Raw genomic sequence first — 18,572 nt, 5'->3', positions numbered from 1 at the left:
GACGTTATGCTGGGATGGGTGATCACCTGCCACGATGAAGTGGCGCAGGAAATGCTGCTGAAGCTGGAGGCCCGGTTTGGTCCCCTGGCGCAATGCCGTGCTGTAAATTACTGGCGAGGGTTAAGCACCAACATGCTCAGCCGGATGATGTGCGACGCGCTGCATGAAACCGACACCGGTGATGGCGTGATTTTTCTCACCGACAAATCGGGCGCGGCGCCTTACCGTTCAGCGGCGTTAATGAGCCATAAGCATGATAATTGTGAAGTGATCTCCGGTATCAGCCTGCCTTTACTCGAAGCGATGTATCCGCTGCGCGCAACGTTGAGCAGCGCTGAGTTTCGCCACGCCATTGTGGCGCAGGGCTCCCCGGGCGTGAGCAGCCTGTGGCACCAGCAGCAGAAGAACCCGCCTTTCGTTCTGCTTCACGATCTGTATAAGCATTAAACATTGGTATTGATGTCGCTTTTGCTACAATGGCGACTGATTTTCCGTATCGATTTATATCCCATGCTCATGCGCGTTATCTTTATCCTTCTGCTGCTGGTTTCCGGTGGTGCGTCTGCCAGCCTGACCAGTCAGCAAGGCCTTCCTGCCCAATATATGCAAACCACCGAAGATGCGGCCATCTGGGCGCAGGTGGGAAATGCCGTCGTGAATGTAGGGAATGTTCGCGCCGGGCAGATCCTCGCTGTCTTTCCGGCCGCGGCGGATTACTATGAATTTCGTTTCGGATTCGGTACGGGGTTTATTGATAAAGACCACCTTGAAAAAGTTCAGGGCAAACAACGCGTTGAGGATAGCCTGGGTGACTTGAACAAGCCGCTCAGTAATCAAAACCTCATTACCTGGAAAGACACGCCGGTGTATAACGCCCCCAGCAGCGGAAGCGCGCCCTTTGGCACCTTAAGCGCCAATCTTCGCTATCCGATTCTGAATAAGCTGAAAGACCGCCTGAACCAGACATGGTTTCAGATCCGTATCGGTAATCGTCTGGCGTGGATCAGCAGCCTCGATGCACAGGAAGATAACGGGCTACCGGTTCTGACTTACCATCATATTTTGCGTGATGAAGAGAACACCCGTTTTCGACATACCTCCACGACGACCAGCGTACGTGCGTTTAATAATCAGATGGCCTGGTTACGCGATCAAGGCTATACCACGCTGACGATGTACCAGCTTGAAGGGTACGTGCGTAACAAGATGAACCTACCCGCGAAAGCAGTGGTGATCACCTTTGATGATGGTCTCAAATCGGTGAGCCGCTACGCGTACCCTGTTCTGAAAGAATATGGCTTCAACGCGACGGCGTTTATAATTTCATCACGTATCAAAGGCCATCCGCAGAAGTGGGATCCAAAATCGCTACAGTTTATGAGCGTTCAGGAAATCAAGGGCATCCAGGATGTGTTCGACATTCAGTCTCACACCCATTTCCTGCATCGCGTGGATGGCTATAAACACCCCATCCTGTTGAGCCGTAGCTATCACGTGATCCTGTTTGATTTTGAACGATCACGTCGTGCACTGGCGCAGTTCAACCCGCGCGTGTTGTATGTGTCGTATCCGTTTGGCGGCTATGACAATAAAGCGATTAAAGCGGCGAACGATGCGGGGTTTCATCTGGCGGTGACCACGGTGAAAGGGAAGGTGAAGCCGGGGGATAATCCGTTCTTACTGAAACGTCTGTATATTTTAAGAACGGATTCGCTGGAGACCATGTCGCGGCTGATCAGTAATCAGCCGCAGGGGTAGGTTATTCGTACGTGGTCTGAATGGTCACGGTGGTGCCGAAAACACCGACGGTTACCGGATCGCTGCCGATCTTAACCAGTTTGGCCCAAATTGATTTGTCTAAAATACTCACGGGATCGCCGTACACTTCACCCACCGCGATGACGTGCTTGCTGCCATTCGCTGGCACAGGATAATTATCATTCTGGCTATCCAGAATCATAACGCCAACGCCACCTGCCGCAGTCACACCACCTGAACTCTCCACGGTATTGGTAAAATATTTCTTATCTGCGGTGGTGTGCGTGGAGGATAGCGTATAGTAAACGCCGATGGTATTCACGCATGTACCCGTCACATGGAACTCGACTTTGCTGGTATTCCCGCTTTCGACCTCCGCGGGATACCAGTCACCAAGGTTTACCGTTGTGGGCGCACGTAAGGCACAGGTCGGGCGATTTAATGGAATACTGAACGACATCTGAGACATATTCACCAGAGGGCGAGGGTGATCTTCTACTGTCGTTCCATTTGGATTACCGAGGATAATTTGACCGATTGGACCACTGCTTGCGGTCAGGAAGTCTTCGTCGTTGGGAACACCGGTGAATCCGTTTGTCTGCCAGAACTCCATACGAACGTGCCAGGTTTTTCCTTTTACAGCATCTTCGTTATCATGATCGTTACCCGTGAGATAAAACTCATTTGGATTGGGTGGGAACCAGGCCGTTACACCATTGCCATCAGGATAGAATGCCAGCGTGTAAACAATCCCGGGGATGTTTGTACGAAAAGTGGCTTTGCCATCGATCTCCCCCCAAAGCATTGCATTGTTCGTCATCTGGTAAACATTTTCACCATCGTCACCAACTTCGCAACTTGATGTTAATGCTGGGGTTGTTTCCATAATTATAGTGTTACTGATCTGCACGGGTGTCGTTACCGTACCAACAGGCAGAGGTGTAATGACCGGCTGTGTGCCCGGAGACATAATGAGCAGCGTATCATTACTGTTAAATTTACATTCTAACGCGGAATGCGCTGCGCCAGACAGCCCGAACGCCGCTAACGCTAATATAGTAAGATATTTTTTCATCCTAAATCCCTTTATTCATAGCTTACGTTAACCAGAACATTACTCATCACAGCGCCGCTGGTGATAGTTCCAACGTTCTGATAACGCGCGTAAAATCCATAATCCTTTATATAGTTCTCGCTACTTCCACTGACATCGTAAATAACGTTTGATGTCCCGTCGCTGTTCAGGACGTTAGTTTTGAACGCATCTGAAAAAATAACGATACCCACATTTTCAGCCGCACCGGCTGTGGCATCGTTTTTAAAGACCTGGTTGTGATTACTCCAGAAACCATTTTGCGGAGCAAAACTAAATTTCAGTTTGTTAATCGTTGCGCCTTCTGTACTGCTCGCGTAGCAGTCATCTACGTGGATCGTAAAAGGCGTTCCTGCTTCATCATCGGTTGGCGATAGACGATCGCTCTTGTCGCTGTTATAAAACCAGTCTCGTGTCACGGTCGGCAAAGTGATCTCTCCGCCGTTTTCGACGCTTAGCCGACAGGTATTATTAACAATATTTGCTGTCAGGTTTACATCCACACCTGAACCTGCCTGGCATATGCCAGGCAGAGTGCTACCAGCCAGACCGATAAGCAACACAAGACCGGGCTGGTGTAAATTAAACGGTGATTGTTGCATGATGGTACCTGGAATTATTGATAGGTGACGGTAAACGTTACCGGAGCGGTAACCGCACCTGTGCCAACATCACTAATCGCCATGCCTTGGCCTATGACAATACGAGAGTTCATCGGGAATTCACCCGCGCCGTCAGTAATGGTGACTTCCTGAGCCGCCGGAGGCGTGTTACAGCTCATCAACAAGCCTGTATCGACAGTGCCGGACCAGATTTCAAAGCCCGTTGCTAAGCCGCCAGAGAAAGAGTCACCATTTTTGCCTATACCACTACATTCTCCGCCAGCGCCTTTCGCGGCAGCGACCGTTGCCTTCGTTACCCCAGAACAGTTAGTGAAGCTTATTTTGAGCGGCTCGACGCGGGTTTTATTCACCAGATCCGATTTGTATACATCGCCAAATGCAATTTCAGTGGATGCAGTACCTGCGCCGTTGAGCACTTTTGCTGTACAGGTGCCTGAAACTACCTTTGTTTGAATCGTCATACTGACACTATCGGTGCCTGTAATTGCAGCGCTTACCACTCCAGAGAAGAGAAGGGTAGAAACGGACAGGGCGATTAAAGTTGATTTAAATTTCATAATATTGCTCCGTTTTCCTGCGCCAATTACTCGTAGCTAAACTCGAAAGTTGCCACGGCCTGGAAATCACCAACTGTCATGCTGTTAGCTTTGGTTTCACGCAATGTGGCTACCAATTGAACTTCTTTATTCTGGATTTCTGTAGGGGTCCAGACCAGGCGCTCCGAATCGTCTTTGGAGTTAATGATAAACGGGGCATCCGGTGTGCTGGCTCTGGCAATTTCAACAGCAGAGTAGTCTGCGCCTCCGGCGGTTTTTAATATTGAGTTAACAAGGCCGGAGAATAAATAACCAGAGCGTGTTCCCGATACTGTGGTTTTCAATGAGGTCAGAGATGCCGGGCACTCAACGATCACGATTTTGAAATTGGCATTTGCGGTGCCAGCTTTGACATCGTCAAGGCGCACCTGACCGCCACCGATTTTCAGCGTTTGCTGAGTATCGGAACCCTCACCACCAACCAGTTTCATATCACAAGTGGTTTCACGGATATTAGCCGTGAAGTTAACATCGAGATTCGTGCCCTCGGCGAGCGCTGCACCTGATAACGCCAGCATCGTCATGGCAACGGCTGACAGGCTATAAAGATTTTTTTTCATACAAACTCTCGTCTATTTTCCCGAATAATTACATCTGGCACACTTGATTGCTGAGTACCGTTGTAAGTCCTACTTTTTGAGCATGTGATGAGACGTTATAATGCACGTCACACTTACTGTCTTTATCGCTTCCCCAGACAACATGAAGCGTGCCTTCATCTTCAACGCCGCGGACATAGGCTTGCCCCGCCTGCCCTACGGTGCCAATTGATTCATTTTTTTCATTTAAAACATCAGCGCCTAAAGGAATAAATCCGTTATCGGTGCGCTTAAGTTCTAAAATTAATGAACGACCTTCATCGGTTACAAAATCAACCAGCACAACGGAACCACTGCGGGGAACCGTAATTTCACTGGTGTTTTTAATTTCAACATCGTTTTCCAGCGTGCTGATATCAAGGTATACGCGGTTTTCACGGTAGGCAGACATATAAGGCAGAATGCCATAGCCGGAACTGCCTATTTCACTGTTACCAAAGCCGATACCGGCACCTTTCGCGCCACTCGCTTTGACCAGCGCCAGCGCATCGTTGTCACCAATACTCCCTGGCGCAAATGCGATGCCCCCTGAATGCAATACCATGCCACCGCTATAGGAGGCAGAATATTGTTTACTGTTGTCATCGCCAAAAGAGGCAGATAAACCCAGCGGGCCATATTCACTGTTATAGGACCCGTAGCCGCTTATCTGATTCAGGTCACCATAATTACCGCTGTTTGACGAGGCGCTAACGGAATAACTCACCTTATTATCTTGCGTATTTCCACCCGCGGACGTGTTAAAGCTTGTGCCGCCTTTAAGGTCGGAACGTAATCCCATGTTAATGTTCGAGAATCCACCAGAATTCCCTCTATCTTTTGAGAATACACTTAATGGAATGCTCAGGCTTAAATAAACGCTGTCGTCTTTCTTGCCGTTCTGATCATAGGTTCGCTGTAATGACAGGCTGTAGCTGCCATAGGTGAAGCTATTGTTATAACCAATATTATAATTGGAAGTTGAGCCCGTAGCGTTCCAGTAATCCTGCCAGGTGCCGCTTACATACAGGGAGCCATAATTGTCCTCTCCGGATGTTAGCGGTTGGTTAAGACTAATTTGCACCTGATTTTTGGTGCGCTGGTAGTCTGCATATAACGCTTCGTTTGAGTCATAGCTACGGTTTGAGTATTTCTGGTGCTTAATACTGTCCTGAAGTTGCGCCGCATCGTTAAGCGTCAGGTAGTCTTCCGTCGAGAAACGATAAGCCGCAACGTTAAAGGAAGTATTCGTCGACTCAATCATTTTACTGTACGTTAAACGATAACTTTGACCGCTTAATTTATCCAGCCCCTCAATATCTGCGTATGATTGCGTAACGTCGAATGCAAACGCACCAACAGGGGTATTCATTGCCACGCCGAGAATACCGGCATAAAAATCCATATCGGTATATTGTGCGCCAATATAACCCGTGAACGTATTATTCAGGCCATAGTAAAGGGTACCGTAACCCACTTTAGGCGCATCAATCAGTGAATCGTCATTTAATTCACCTAAACCGACGTCCCAGCGAGAGGCTCCCGGACGGAGCATCTGAGTAACGGATGAAAAGGGTACGGTAAAAGAGCGTTTGCTGCCGTCCGCTTCTTCAATCGTTACCAGTAAATCATTACCGTAACCTGTGGTACTCAGGTCGTTTATTTCAAACGCGCCTGGTGGCACCGAGGTTTCATAGATCTTATTGCCGCTCTGCGTGACGCTGACCTTCGCGTTACTGTTCGCGACACCCCGGATGACAGGAGCGTAGCCTGTGGACCCCATTGGCAACATGCGATCGTCACTGTACATGCGTGCACCGCGAAGGCTCATAGAGTTAAATACCTCGCCACGCGTGTAAGAGTCGCCGATGACAAACTGGGCGCTCAACGGTGTAATATCGCGCTGCAAATAGACATCCTGACTGGAATATTTTGTGCCACTATCTTTGTCCCAGTTAAAATTGCCACGCGAGCGCAGACGCCATGGCCCCATATTCAGACCATAGCGTAATCCTACATATGCACTTTCTGATGTACTGCCGTTGTTCTCGCTACGCCACCCGTTCATGTCATAAGAGAGCAGAGCGGCAGGGATCCCATTATCCCACAACGATGGATCGACATAGCCTGCCGGGCGTTTCAGCACATAAATCTGCGGAAAATTAAAATCCATTGCCTGCTTGCCACTGTCATAGCTAACCGTAGCGCCAGGGAAGGATTTTTTAATATCGACGCAGGTTTCATCGTCTTCCGGTCCGTCAGGCAATGTGCTGGTGTCGACACCCGATTGTGACAGCAGCAGTTTTGTTATGCACGGTGTCGCACGAGGTGTTCCGTTATCTTTAAACGTGACCTCCACGGTAGACTTCAGTTTACCGTTCAGGTTGATCTTAGTGCGATAGGTCCCCGGTAAAACCGGGTTGCCATGTGAAAAACGATTAATATCAATACTAGCACTGCCATTTAAAAGAAATTGATCGTTAAACTCGACCTCTTCTTCATTATCAGGCAGATCTTTTGCTGGCGTGATATTTTCTGCGCAAGCATAAAAAGGCAATGCTGCGCTTATCGCAAGACATAAAAGAGAACGTTTAAATAACATGGCACATCCACTTAATCAGTGTAGAGAGAACTCTCCACAGAGTTAATGCTATCAATTATTATGTGTATTAAAGCGTGTTCTATTTAAGTCCAGCTTCGTGATGGTCTGTGCCGCCATAATCATTAATGGTATCAAACTCGACTTTACCATTTACGGCAGAAGCTAAGCCTTTCACCGTCATTGTGGTATCACTAAACGGTGGAACGGCCTTATGATCAACGTCGTATGTTTTTTGACTGGCTTTAATGGTGACCGCTGAAACGGAGACGTTATAGGGTGAGTTATTATGGGCAACAAGCTTAACTGCGTTCCCCTCTTTTTTCTGCGTCCATGTCAAATGCTCAGCGGCTTCACCTGCCGAGCCTTTTAACCCGTCTGGTCGGTAAAAGAATTTAATACGCGTTCTGAATGCCAGCTGAAGCTGGTTAAGATTCTCTTTATCCGCAGCTTTTGATTTTGGCGGAATCTCCAGGACATTGAACCAGAAAAGCGATTCACGATCCTGTGGTAAAGGTATACCTGTGTAGGTAATACGTACGGATTGGCCTTTTTTCGGGTCAATGCGGGATACCGGAGGGGTAATGATAAAAGGAAGCTTCAACTCTTCCGGGTTTACGCCATCACGCCCATCATCAAGCCAGGTTTGAACCAAAAGCGGTTTGGTTCCATGGTTATCGAGATTAACGACGACATCCTTCGATGACTGTGGGTAGATAATACGGGTGCCGGAAATAACAATGTCCGCACTTGCATTCGATGCGGCCAAAAAAGCAGTTGCGAGCAATGCGGCTTTAAAATTTTTAATAAAGATTGAATGAGACATTTTTCCACTTCCTTTTGGAATTACACAAGCAATCCCTCATTTATCATGAAGGATTGCTTAATTTAAAGTTTACGAATCTCTTATTCGTAAATCATGGTGAAGGCAACCTGTGCCTGCACGGTACCAGCAGATACTGGGTTGCTTGTTGCATTCCAGCCCTGACCCTGGGTGTATGCTACGCGGTAGTACAGGTTTCCTGCGCCAGAAGTCGCATCAATAGTTGCTTTCTGAGTGTTGTTGGTCTGGTCAATTTTAATCTGATCGGTAGCTGAGTTACCGTCGTTTGACAGCACCAGGTTAACGTTCTTAGCAGAACCCTGTGCATTGCTTGGTGGCACCAGCAGACCGCCTTCTGTAGAAGAAGAACCCGCCCATGAAGAGAACTGGGCAGACGCTTTCTTCGCAGTCTCGGTATCACAACCGGTCAGAGAAAGGGAGAATTTCTTTTCACCCAAGGTGCTGGTGGTACCCAGTGCGGTTGAAAAATCACGTACAAATACAGTGTCCAGGGTTACGTCAAAATCGTTACCGTTTTGATCGATTTTCTGGTCAAGGGAGACCTGGCAAGTATTGTTAGAAACCATGCCGTGGAAAGTAATAGTCCCGGTGTCAGAATCTGCTGCTACCGCTGAACCCGCAGCCAGAACGCTTGCTAGTGCAATTGACAAACCATATTTTTTAGAAATCATTTCAATATCCATATTCGTTGAGTAAATAATAAGTGCCTGTAAAGCTTTTATTTGAAATTAAATTTCGTGGCGAATTATATTGTTAATCTCAATGAAATGTAGATATTGTGCGTGATTTAAACTAAAAGAATAGTTTAGTAAATTTAAAGTTATTTGTTATCAATATGGTGTGTTTGTCTGGTGGGGCGGGAAGAGCTGGATATTAATTCAATAAATGCTTTTTAAAGACCCATTCATTTAATAAATGCACAAGAATGGGTCGTGGGATAAATATTATCAGGCAACCTGCACCGGAATCGCCTTCGCGGTACGTTTCATCTCATTATCGCCTTCAAAGTAGGCCACTTTAGGCTGCCAGCGACGTGCTTCTTCGTCAGACATCATCACAAAGCTGGCAATAATGACGATATCGCCTACGTCCGCGCAGTGCGCTGCTGCCCCATTAACGGAGATGATTTTAGATCCGCGTTCAGCGGCAATCGCGTACGTTGAAAAGCGTTTGCCGTTATTAACGTTCCAGATATCAATAGCTTCGTTTTCGAGAATACCCGCCGCGTCGAGAAAATCCTGGTCAATCGCGCAGGAGCCTTCATAGTGCAGGTCGGCCTGGGTGACTTTCACACGGTGAAGCTTACCTTGTAGCATTTTGCGAATCATTACGTTTACCTTTCACTTCCGGGTAGTAAAACTACGCCAGTTCAACCACTTTGTTATCGATAAGGCGGGCCTGGCCGAGCCATGCCGCCACCAGAATTACCGCACGTTTGCTGGTCTCTGTAAGCGCCAGAAGCGTATCGGCATCCCGAATTTGAACGTCGTCAGCACGAAGACCTTTCTCGTTCAGCGCCTGTTCAGCCAGAGCGATAATTTCTTCTGCGGTTAACTCTTTTGCCAGCAGTTGCTCTGCCATGGTATTCATGACTTTGCTTAAACCCGGCGCAATTTTACGCTGTTCGGCGGTCAGATAGCCGTTACGGGAGCTGAGCGCCAGGCCATCTTTCGCACGCACAATCGGTACGCCGACTATCTCAATGTCGTAGCCCATATCGGCAACCATTTTGCGGATCAGCGCCAGCTGCTGGAAATCTTTCTCGCCAAAACAGGCGATGTCCGGCTGCACCAGGTTAAACAGCTTGCTGACGATGGTAGAAACGCCACGGAAATGGCCCGGGCGGCTGGCGCCCTCCAGCATGGTCGAAATACCCGGCACATCGACGTAGGTCGATTCAGTGGTGCCCTGGGGATATACATCTGCGGGGGCCGGAGCGAAGACGATATCCGCATGACGTTTTTTGAGCTTCTCGCAATCTTCCTGCAAGGTACGTGGGTAGCGCGCCAGATCGTCTTCGCGATCGAACTGCATCGGGTTAACGAAGATACTGACTACCACAATATCTGCACGGGCTCTCGCTTCATCGACCAGCTTCATATGGCCGTCGTGCAGGTTGCCCATGGTTGGAACAAGGGCGATACGTTTACCTTCCTGACGTGCACGGCGGATATGCTGGCGCAGCAGCGGCAGAGTTTCTATGATTAGCACGCCTGGACTCCTTAATGGAAACTGTGTTCTTCGCCCGGATAAACGCCGGACTCAACCTCGGCAATATACTGCCGCACAGCAGCACGCATGTCGCCTGCTTCTGTCAGGAAATTTTTAGCAAATTTTGGAATGTGGCCGCCGGTGATCCCGAAGGCGTCGTGCATGACCAGAATCTGGCCATCGGTGACGTTGCCCGCGCCGATGCCGATCACCGGAATCGACAGCGCCTCAGTGATACGCTTAGCCAGCTCAACCGGCACACACTCCAGCACCAGCAGCTGTGCGCCCGCGGCTTCCAGCGCCACGGCATCATCAAACAGCGTCTGCGCCGCATCGCCTCGGCCCTGCACCTTATATCCGCCAAAGATGTTGACAGACTGCGGCGTTAGCCCCAAATGACCACAAACCGGCACGGCGCGTTCGGTAAGCATTTTTACCGTATCGACCAGCCAGGCGCCGCCTTCGATTTTGACCATATTGGCGCCAGCACGCATCACTGTCGCCGCATTTTCAAAGGCCTGTTCCGGGGTGGCATACGCCATAAACGGCAGATCGGAAAGCAGCAGGCAGGCGGGCGCACCCCGGCGCACGGCGCGGGTATGGTAAGCAATATCCTCGACCGTGACCGGCAGCGTGGAATCATGTCCTTGTACCGTCATCCCTAACGAGTCCCCGACCAGCATGACGTTGATCCCTTCTTCGGCAAACAGTTTTGCGAAGCTGTAATCATACGCGGTGATAGTGGCGAAGCGTTTTTTTTCCTGTTTGCATTTCTGCAATAAGGAGATGGTGGTTGGTTTCATACTGTTTCCTGATGGCCCAATAGCGAATCTTTGCGCATTCTAACAGTAACATTCGAGGGAACAATGATTTTAGGCAATCGATTAACCGCAAATAAGGAATGGTTAATCGATGCAGAGGCGGGATTACCAGCGGGCCGGTTTATCCGCGTTGAGATTTTGCAGAACGGCTTGCAGCGAGGCGCCGTCAGGGAAGGTGAGATCGGGCGCGACTTCAAACAGCGGCCAGAGCATAAACCCGCGGTTTTTCATGTCGTAATGCGGAACGGTGAGGCGTTCGGTGTTAATCACCTCGTGGCCGAAAAGCATAATATCGAGATCGAGGGTGCGCGGTCCCCAGCGTTCGGCTTTGCGGACGCGACCCTGCTGTAGCTCAATACGCTGGGTATTATCCAGCAGCGTTTCTGCGTCAAGGGTCGTTTCCAGCACCACGGCGGCGTTCAGATAATCAGGCTGATCCTGCGGGCCGAGCGGCGGCGTACGGTAAAATGAGGACAGCGCGACGATGCGGCTTTGCGGGATCTCCCCCAGCGCCTGCACGGCAGCGTTAACCTGCTCCATTGGAGAGGCCAGATTGCTGCCGATGGCGATATACGCAAGGGTCATGCCGTGCCTTCACGACGCGGTGCGCGTTTGCGCGGGCGACGGTGACGACGGCGCGGTGCCGGCTCATCATCGAGATCCGTAAGCATATCTTTCTGCTCTGGTGGTGCAGAGACCTGAAATTCTCCCCACCACTGCGCCAGGCGCTGTAGCTCCTGGTTTCTTTCGACTTCAGCACGCAGAGAGAGCAAATCGAACGCGGCGCGGAACTTAGGATGCTCCATCAGCTTCCAGGCGCGTTTACCCTGACGGCGGGACATACGCAGCTGAAGCTGCCAGATATCACGCACCAGCGTGGTAATACGTTTCGGGATCGCCAGCGTGCGACAGCCTTCGTCCAGCACGTCGTTTGCCGCCAGCGCGAACGCATCATAATAGGCGAGACCGCTCTCCTGAGTGATGCGCTGCGCCGTTTCCAGCAGCGGATACCAGAACATGGCCGCGAACAGGAACGCCGGATTCACGCGCATATCGTTATGAATACGGGTATCCGTGTTCTTCAGCACCTGTGCAATCATCCGCTCCATTGCGCTGTCACCGTTTTCGGTGAAGTAGCGGGTAATGGTCGGGAACAGCGGCTGGAACAGGTTGTATTCACGCAGCAAATTGTAGGTTTCAAACCCGTAGCCTGCCTGGAGCAGCTTTAACGACTCCTCAAACAGACGGGCAGGGGGGACGTCGTTAATCAGCGTCGCCAGGCGCGGGATCGGCTCTGCGGTTTCCGGACTGATACGCATGTTCAGCTTGGCGGCGAAACGCACGGCGCGCAGCATTCGGACCGGATCTTCGCGATAGCGCGTTTCCGGCGTGCCGATCAGGCGAATCAGGCCGTCTTTCAGATCCTGCATACCGCCGACGTAATCGCGCACGGTAAAATCCGCCACGCTGTAGTAAAGGCTGTTGATGGTGAAATCGCGACGCTGAGCATCTTCTTCAATAGAGCCGAAGATGTTGTCGCGCAGCAGCATGCCATTTTGGCCGCGCTGGGAAGTCGTGCGATCGTTGACGCCCGCTTCGTGGTGACCGCGGAAGGTCGCCACTTCAATAATTTCCGGTCCAAACATCACGTGCGCCAGACGGAAACGGCGGCCAACCAGACGGCAGTTGCGGAATAATTTACGCACCTGCTCAGGCGTGGCGCTGGTCGTCACGTCGAAATCTTTTGGTTTTTTGCCCAGCAGTAAATCGCGCACCCCGCCGCCGACGAGATAGGCCTCGTAGCCTGCTTTATTCAGACGATAGAGCACCTTGAGGGCATTTTCACTGATATCTTTGCGGGAAATATTGTGCTGCTCACGCGGAATGACCGACATGTGTGGCTGTGCAATAGCGTCGTTCGCCATGCTCTCTTCGCGGCTCAGCACTTTACGGCAAAAATTAGCGACTCGGGTAAAAATAGTACACCTCGTAGTGTGTTTTGTTATCAAAAAAGCGGCTAATCATAGCTCAGCGCAACGCATTTGAGAATGCTGGATTTTTGGCACGGCGATAAGCGCCCAGTCAGCAATGGCCGTTTTCAGCAATTCATCCAGACTCAGATCCTGCCATTCCTGCGTTACATTCTGGTTGAGAAATCGCAGCGCGTCGATCAAAACCGGGCGCGGATCGCCGTCAGGCAGCGCCGGGGCATGATTCTGTTTCGACAGCTTATTTCCCTGTTCATTGACCGCCAGCGGCAGATGGATGTAATCCGGCACCGTCCAGCCAAACTGCTGGTAAAGCGATATTTGCCGCACGGTAGGCTCAACCAGATCCGCCCCGCGCACGATTTCCGTGACGCCCTGGAAATGGTCATCGACAACCACCGCCAGGTTATAGGCAAACAAACCATCACGACGGTGAATAATAAAATCTTCACGCGCCAGGCGTTCATCCGCCTGAATGGTTCCTGAGAGAACGTCGGTAAACTGCGTCACCGGAGAACGCTGTATCAGCCGTACGGCAGCATTCTCAGGACCGTTGTGCCGCGTACGACAGTGGCCGTCGTAAACGCCACCCACGCTTTGAATTCGCGCCCGCGTGCAGGTGCAGTTATAGGAAAGGCCCCATTCAGCAAGCCACGCCAGACGTTCACGGTAGGCATCATGGCGTTGAGACTGCCAGAGTACGTCGCCGTCCCAGTGAAGACCGTAATGTTCCAGCTGACGCAGAATAGTTTCTGCTGCACCGGGAACTTCACGCGGAGGATCGATATCTTCAATGCGGACCAGCCATTGACCCTGACGGGCGCGAGCCTGTAGGTAGCTGCCAAGCGCGGCAATTAATGAGCCGAAGTGTAATTCACCGGAGGGAGATGGCGCAAAGCGCCCGATATAGTGAGATTCAGACATATCAACGGTAACAAGGCGGGAGAGACTCCCGCCTTAGCAGAGTAGTGAGAGGGCAGGCGTTAGCCAGCCATCTGTTTTTCGCGGATTTCTGCCAGCGTTTTACAGTCGATGCACAGATCGGCTGTTGGACGCGCTTCCAGGCGACGAATACCGATTTCAACACCGCAGGATTCGCAGTAGCCAAAATCTTCGTCCTCGACCTTCTTCAGCGTTTTTTCGATCTTTTTGATCAGTTTGCGCTCGCGGTCACGGTTACGCAGTTCGAGGCTGAACTCTTCTTCCTGAGCGGCACGGTCGACCGGGTCCGGGAAGTTAGCAGCTTCGTCCTGCATATGTGTAACGGTGCGATCGACTTCATCCCTGAGTTGATTACGCCATGCTTCAAGAATACGCTTGAAGTGCGACAGCTGGGCTTCGTTCATATACTCTTCGCCCGGCTTCTCTTGATACGGCTCCACCCCAGCGATGGCGAGAATACTCAGGGACGATGTTTTACGGTTTTGCCCTTCTTGCATGTTGCTTCTCCTTAACACGCACTATCGATCCCCGTGTTGGGGGAAAAATCAGGTCGCTATAAATAGCAGATGCTTTTCCGTATGGCAATTATCTAAACGTAACACTTGACAACCCTGTGAGGAAAAGCGTATTTGCGCACGCGGCCAGAACACTTATTAGTCAATCGTCTAATCCCTTATAAGACAATGGGAAGAGAGGATCTCAGAGTCATATTATCGGCAGAAAGTTCCGCTTTATAAGCGAAAATCTCTACCCCCTGCTTTTGTGCCTCATTCAACAATTGCGCGTATTTAGGATCAATATGACGGGCCGGGGAAAACCGTTCAATGGCTGAATGCAGAACCGCAAACAGCAACACGGCGCGCTTGCCCGCCGCCGCTACACTCATTAGCTCTCGCAGATGCTTCTGGCCACGTAGCGTTACCGCATCCGGAAAGAAGCCGTTTTCCTGTTCCGCTAACGTCACTGATTTCACTTCAATATAGCACTCAGGGCGGTCTTCCGCCTGTAACATAAAATCAATTCTGCTGCCTTCATCGCCATATTTCACTTCGCTTTTTTGCGTGCCGTAACCCACCAGTTCAGGAAGCATTCCATTTGTCAGAGCTTCCTTAACCAGCTGATTTGCGCGCAGGGTATTAACGCAAATAAATGCCCCGCTTTGCGTCTCGGTCATTTCCCAGGTATGGGGATATTTGCGTTTAGTATTTTCTGATGTGGAATACCAGACCGTGTCACCCGGCGTGGCGCAACCGGTCATGGCGCCGGTGTTAGGGCAGTGCAGCGTGAGCGTTTCGCCCTCAGGGGTGATCACATCAGCGAGAAAGCGTTTGTAACGCTGGATCAGCGTGGCGGGCTGGAGTGCAGGACTAAACTTCATCAGGATTCCTTAACGTGTCGCCCAGCGTCCAGCGCTGGAGCGGAGTATAGCGGGTGCGTCCTTGTACAAAGGCAGATTCGTACAGCGCAAATTCATTCACCTGAAAGGACCAGTGAAAGCCCGGTGGCGGGATGGCAACGGCCTGACCCGCATCGCGCAGCAGGGTAATGTGGGGACGAAACGGCTGCGGGCTCTGATAACAGCCGCTGCGCGCGGCCTGCGCCCGCAGCATGTTGGCGAGCTGTAGCAGTCCGCGAGGGGGCTGCCGCGTCCCCAGCCAGACCACCCGAGAGCGCAGCCATTGCCCGGCATCGTCAAGATGCAGCGTAAACCCCGGCTGCGAAATGCGTCCGGCCATTGCGCTTAACGCGCGCTGCTTTTCAGCGCTTACTTCACCAAGAAAGGCTAACGTCAGGTGCATATTGGCGGCGACGACGGGGCGGCCCGCTTCCGCGGGGAAGTGGCTGGCGCGCCAGCGAACAATCTGCCGTTGAAGCGTGGTGGGTAATTCAATGGCGAAGAATAGCCGTTTAGACTCAGACATGCGCAAGACTCGGTAATGATATGCGCCGATGCTACAATGTACGCCGATTAATGTTAACCCTCTGGAGCCGTAAGTGTCCTCTTTGCCCGTCGCCGTCGTCCTTACTGAGCTTCTCGCAGCCTTAGAACATGCGCCACAGGTTTTGCTCAGCGCGCCCACCGGAGCGGGTAAATCCACCTGGCTGCCCCTGCAAATTCTGCGCGATGGGAACATCAGCGGGAAAATTATCCTGCTGGAGCCGCGCAGGCTGGCGGCGCGCAATGTGGCGCAGCGCCTGGCGGAACTGCTGAATGAAAAACCGGGTGAAACGGTAGGGTACCGGATGCGCGCCGAAACCTGCGTTGGACCATCCACGCGGCTGGAAGTGGTCACCGAAGGTATTCTTACCCGTATGTTGCAAAACGATCCGGAGCTGACCGGCGTCGGGCTGGTGATCCTTGATGAATTTCACGAGCGCAGCCTCCAGGCCGATCTGGCCCTTGCGCTGCTGCTCGACGTTCAGCAGGGGCTGCGCGACGACCTTCGGCTGCTGATTATGTCGGCGACGCTGGATAACGAGCGGCTCCGGCAGACGCTCCCTGACGCGCCGATGATCTCCTCTGAAGGGCGTGCGTTCCCGGTCGAGCGCCGCTATCAGCCGCTGCCTGCCCATCAGCGTTTTGACGAAGCGGTTGCCATCGCCACCGCCGAATTGCTCCGCCAGGAGCCCGGCTCGCTGCTGCTGTTTTTACCCGGCGTAGGCGAAATCCAGCGCGTACAGGAGCAGCTGGCATCCCGGGTGAACAGTGACGTTATGCTGTGCCCGCTCTACGGCGCGCTGCCGTTGGCTGACCAGCGCAAGGCAATCCTTCCCGCACCGGCGGGGCAGCGCAAAGTGGTGCTGGCAACCAATATCGCGGAAACCAGTTTGACCATCGAAGGCATTCGCCTGGTGGTGGACAGTACGCTGGAGAGGGTGGCCAGTTTTGATCCGCGTACCGTGCTGACCAGGCTGCTGACGCAGCGCATCAGCCAGGCCTCAATGGTGCAGCGCGCAGGGCGAGCAGGGCGTCTTGAGCCGGGTATTTGCCTGCATTTAACCAGCGCCGAGCAGGCGGAGCGTGCGGCATTCCAGAGCACGCCTGAGATTTTACAAAGCGATCTCTCCGGACTGGTGATGGATCTGATGCAGTGGGGCTGTCCGGACCCTGACCAGCTCACCTGGCTTAATCCTCCGCCTGTCGTCAACCTTTCCGCCGCGTGCAGTCTGCTGACCCAGCTTGGCGCGCTGGAAGGCGAGCGACTGACGGCGCGCGGCCAGAAAATGGCGGCGCTGGGCAACGATCCACGTCTGGCGGCAATGCTGGTAGCAGCACAGGGCGACGATGAAATTGCCACGGCGGCAAAACTGGCGGCTATTCTTGAGGAGCCGCCGCGCGGTGGCGGCAGCGATCTGGGACAGGCCTTTTCACGCCATCAGGGAAGCTGGCAACAGCGGGCGCAGCAGCTGTGTAAACGCCTGAATTGCCGGGGCGGTTCGCCTGACAGCGATAAAGTTATCCCTCTGCTGGCCCAGGCCTTCCCGGACAGAATCGCGCGCCGTCGCGGGCTGGATGGTCGCTATCAGCTGGCAAATGGGATGGGCGCGATGCTGGACAGCGATGACGCCCAGATGCGTCATGAATGGCTGATCGCGCCGCTCTTACTCCAGGGCAGCCACTCCCCGGACGCGCGTATTTTACAGGCGGTTGCCGTGGATATTGACCTCCTGACGCGTGCCTGCCCGCAGTTGCTTCAGCAATCTGACATCGTGGAATGGGATGATACCCAGGGCACGCTGAAGGCGTTCCGTCGTAGCCAGATTGGCAAACTGACGCTCGGGACGAAACCGCTGGCGAAGCCGTCGGAGGAAGAGTTACACCAGGCGATGCTGAATGGCATTCGGGAAAAAGGGCTGAGCGTACTGAACTGGACGCCGGAGGCTGAACAATATCGTATTCGTCTGCACTGCGCCGCGAAGTGGCTGCCGGAACAGGGGTGGCCAGCGGTGGATGATGAGATGCTGCTCGCGATGCTTGAACAGTGGCTGTTGCCGCAGATGAGCGGCGTACACTCCCTGCGCGCCCTGAAGGCGCTTGATGTTAAGGCAGCGTTACAGAATTTACTGGACTGGTCGTTACGTCAACGTCTGGATAGTGAACTGCCTGGGCATTACACTGTGCCAACCGGGAGCCGGATTGCCATTCGTTATCATGAGGATAATCCGCCGGCGCTGGCGGTTCGGATGCAGGAGATGTTTGGTGAGGCCACCACGCCGTCCATTGCTGAAGGCCGTGTGCCGTTAGTGCTTGAGCTGCTTTCGCCTGCGCATCGTCCCTTGCAGATCACCCGCGACTTGGGAGCGTTCTGGGCGGGGAGCTATCGTGAAGTGCAGAAAGAGATGAAAGGGCGATATCCCAAACACGTCTGGCCGGACGATCCGGCGAATACCGCGCCGACACGGCGCACGAAAAAATATTCGTAATGGGGAAAGTGCGGGCTGATGCCCTCACCCCGGCCCTCTCCCACAGGGAGAGGGAGAAACAAACTTTGAGAGATTTCTTCTTTCACTGACCTGT

Annotated in this window: 19 protein-coding genes; 3 read left to right on the top strand and 16 right to left on the bottom strand. The window is 52.3% G+C overall.

Translation table 11 applies throughout. From position 1 onward, the window contains the following. The first annotated feature begins 6 nt into the window (after positions 1-6). Positions 7-447 (top strand): PTS sugar transporter subunit IIA, encoded by a 441-nt coding sequence (locus tag CU081_RS23700; protein WP_003856295.1) that lies wholly within the window; start codon positions 7-9, stop codon positions 445-447. A 63-nt stretch (positions 448-510) separates the two neighbouring features. Next, a complete protein-coding gene (locus CU081_RS23695) occupies positions 511-1,758 on the top strand; it encodes a polysaccharide deacetylase family protein (RefSeq protein WP_003856293.1) in 1,248 nt (415 codons plus the stop codon). A 1-nt stretch (position 1,759) separates the two neighbouring features. Here the strand turns inward: CU081_RS23695 and CU081_RS23690 are convergent, their stop codons facing one another. The 16 genes from CU081_RS23690 to thpR all read right to left on the bottom strand — a co-directional run bounded on the left by CU081_RS23690 (position 1,760) and on the right by thpR (position 15,975). Further along, positions 1,760-2,833, bottom strand: coding sequence for a fimbrial protein StkG (locus tag CU081_RS23690; protein WP_003856292.1), 1,074 nt, complete (start codon positions 2,831-2,833; stop codon positions 1,760-1,762). An 11-nt stretch (positions 2,834-2,844) separates the two neighbouring features. Continuing rightward, entirely contained in the window at positions 2,845-3,453 is a 609-nt protein-coding gene (locus tag CU081_RS23685) for a fimbrial-like protein (protein ID WP_022650406.1), read from the bottom strand. A 14-nt stretch (positions 3,454-3,467) separates the two neighbouring features. Then, on the bottom strand, positions 3,468-4,031 hold the full coding sequence (locus CU081_RS23680) for a hypothetical protein (RefSeq protein ID WP_022650407.1): 564 nt from the start codon (positions 4,029-4,031) through the stop codon (positions 3,468-3,470). A gap of 26 nt (positions 4,032-4,057) precedes the next feature. Further along, the gene (locus CU081_RS23675) at positions 4,058-4,630 is read right to left on the bottom strand and encodes a fimbrial protein (RefSeq protein WP_003856288.1); all 573 of its coding nucleotides are present in this window, start codon (positions 4,628-4,630) and stop codon (positions 4,058-4,060) included. Positions 4,631-4,658: 28 nt separating this feature from the next. Next, positions 4,659-7,250, bottom strand: a complete 2,592-nt coding sequence (locus CU081_RS23670; RefSeq protein WP_022650408.1) for an outer membrane usher protein — start codon at positions 7,248-7,250, stop codon at positions 4,659-4,661. Positions 7,251-7,329: 79 nt separating this feature from the next. Beyond that, the gene (locus CU081_RS23665) at positions 7,330-8,073 is read right to left on the bottom strand and encodes a fimbrial chaperone (RefSeq protein ID WP_003856286.1); all 744 of its coding nucleotides are present in this window, start codon (positions 8,071-8,073) and stop codon (positions 7,330-7,332) included. A gap of 80 nt (positions 8,074-8,153) precedes the next feature. Then, entirely contained in the window at positions 8,154-8,762 is a 609-nt protein-coding gene (locus tag CU081_RS23660) for a fimbrial protein (RefSeq protein ID WP_022650409.1), read from the bottom strand. Between the two features lie 276 nt (positions 8,763-9,038). Beyond that, on the bottom strand, positions 9,039-9,419 hold the full coding sequence (gene panD / locus CU081_RS23655) for an aspartate 1-decarboxylase (protein WP_003856284.1): 381 nt from the start codon (positions 9,417-9,419) through the stop codon (positions 9,039-9,041). A 31-nt stretch (positions 9,420-9,450) separates the two neighbouring features. Then, positions 9,451-10,302 carry a pantoate--beta-alanine ligase gene (gene panC, locus CU081_RS23650; protein WP_003856282.1) on the bottom strand — a complete coding sequence of 284 codons (852 nt, stop codon included), beginning with the start codon at positions 10,300-10,302 and terminating at the stop codon, positions 9,451-9,453. 11 nt (positions 10,303-10,313) lie between these two features. Further along, positions 10,314-11,105, bottom strand: coding sequence for a 3-methyl-2-oxobutanoate hydroxymethyltransferase (gene panB, locus CU081_RS23645; protein WP_003856280.1), 792 nt, complete (start codon positions 11,103-11,105; stop codon positions 10,314-10,316). Between the two features lie 123 nt (positions 11,106-11,228). After that, entirely contained in the window at positions 11,229-11,708 is a 480-nt protein-coding gene (folK, locus tag CU081_RS23640; RefSeq protein WP_003856278.1) for a 2-amino-4-hydroxy-6-hydroxymethyldihydropteridine diphosphokinase, read from the bottom strand. Next, complete coding sequence (pcnB, locus tag CU081_RS23635; RefSeq protein ID WP_071785222.1) at positions 11,705-13,102, bottom strand: polynucleotide adenylyltransferase PcnB; 1,398 nt, start codon at positions 13,100-13,102, stop codon at positions 11,705-11,707. Before pcnB ends, folK begins: the two co-directional genes overlap by 4 nt. Positions 13,103-13,144: 42 nt before the next feature. Next, entirely contained in the window at positions 13,145-14,035 is an 891-nt protein-coding gene (gluQRS, locus tag CU081_RS23630; RefSeq protein WP_003856273.1) for a tRNA glutamyl-Q(34) synthetase GluQRS, read from the bottom strand. Between the two features lie 59 nt (positions 14,036-14,094). Continuing rightward, on the bottom strand, positions 14,095-14,550 hold the full coding sequence (dksA, locus tag CU081_RS23625) for an RNA polymerase-binding protein DksA (RefSeq protein WP_001155232.1): 456 nt from the start codon (positions 14,548-14,550) through the stop codon (positions 14,095-14,097). A 176-nt stretch (positions 14,551-14,726) separates the two neighbouring features. Further along, a complete protein-coding gene (gene sfsA / locus CU081_RS23620; protein ID WP_017694492.1) occupies positions 14,727-15,431 on the bottom strand; it encodes a DNA/RNA nuclease SfsA in 705 nt (234 codons plus the stop codon). Then, positions 15,421-15,975 carry an RNA 2',3'-cyclic phosphodiesterase gene (thpR, locus tag CU081_RS23615; RefSeq protein ID WP_022650410.1) on the bottom strand — a complete coding sequence of 185 codons (555 nt, stop codon included), beginning with the start codon at positions 15,973-15,975 and terminating at the stop codon, positions 15,421-15,423. The genes sfsA and thpR overlap by 11 nt, the downstream gene beginning before the upstream one ends. A gap of 73 nt (positions 15,976-16,048) precedes the next feature. On the opposite strand from thpR, the gene hrpB reads away from it, so the two are divergent. Further along, the gene (gene hrpB, locus CU081_RS23610) at positions 16,049-18,478 is read left to right on the top strand and encodes an ATP-dependent helicase HrpB (protein ID WP_058647445.1); all 2,430 of its coding nucleotides are present in this window, start codon (positions 16,049-16,051) and stop codon (positions 18,476-18,478) included. Positions 18,479-18,572: the final 94 nt, after the last annotated feature.

The organism is Enterobacter sp. CRENT-193 (assembly GCF_002787395.1).
Taxonomy (GTDB): Bacteria; Pseudomonadota; Gammaproteobacteria; order Enterobacterales; family Enterobacteriaceae; genus Enterobacter; species Enterobacter hormaechei_C.
The sequence above is the reverse complement of the archived record's forward strand: the minus strand, read 5'-3'. Positions and strand labels throughout refer to the sequence as shown.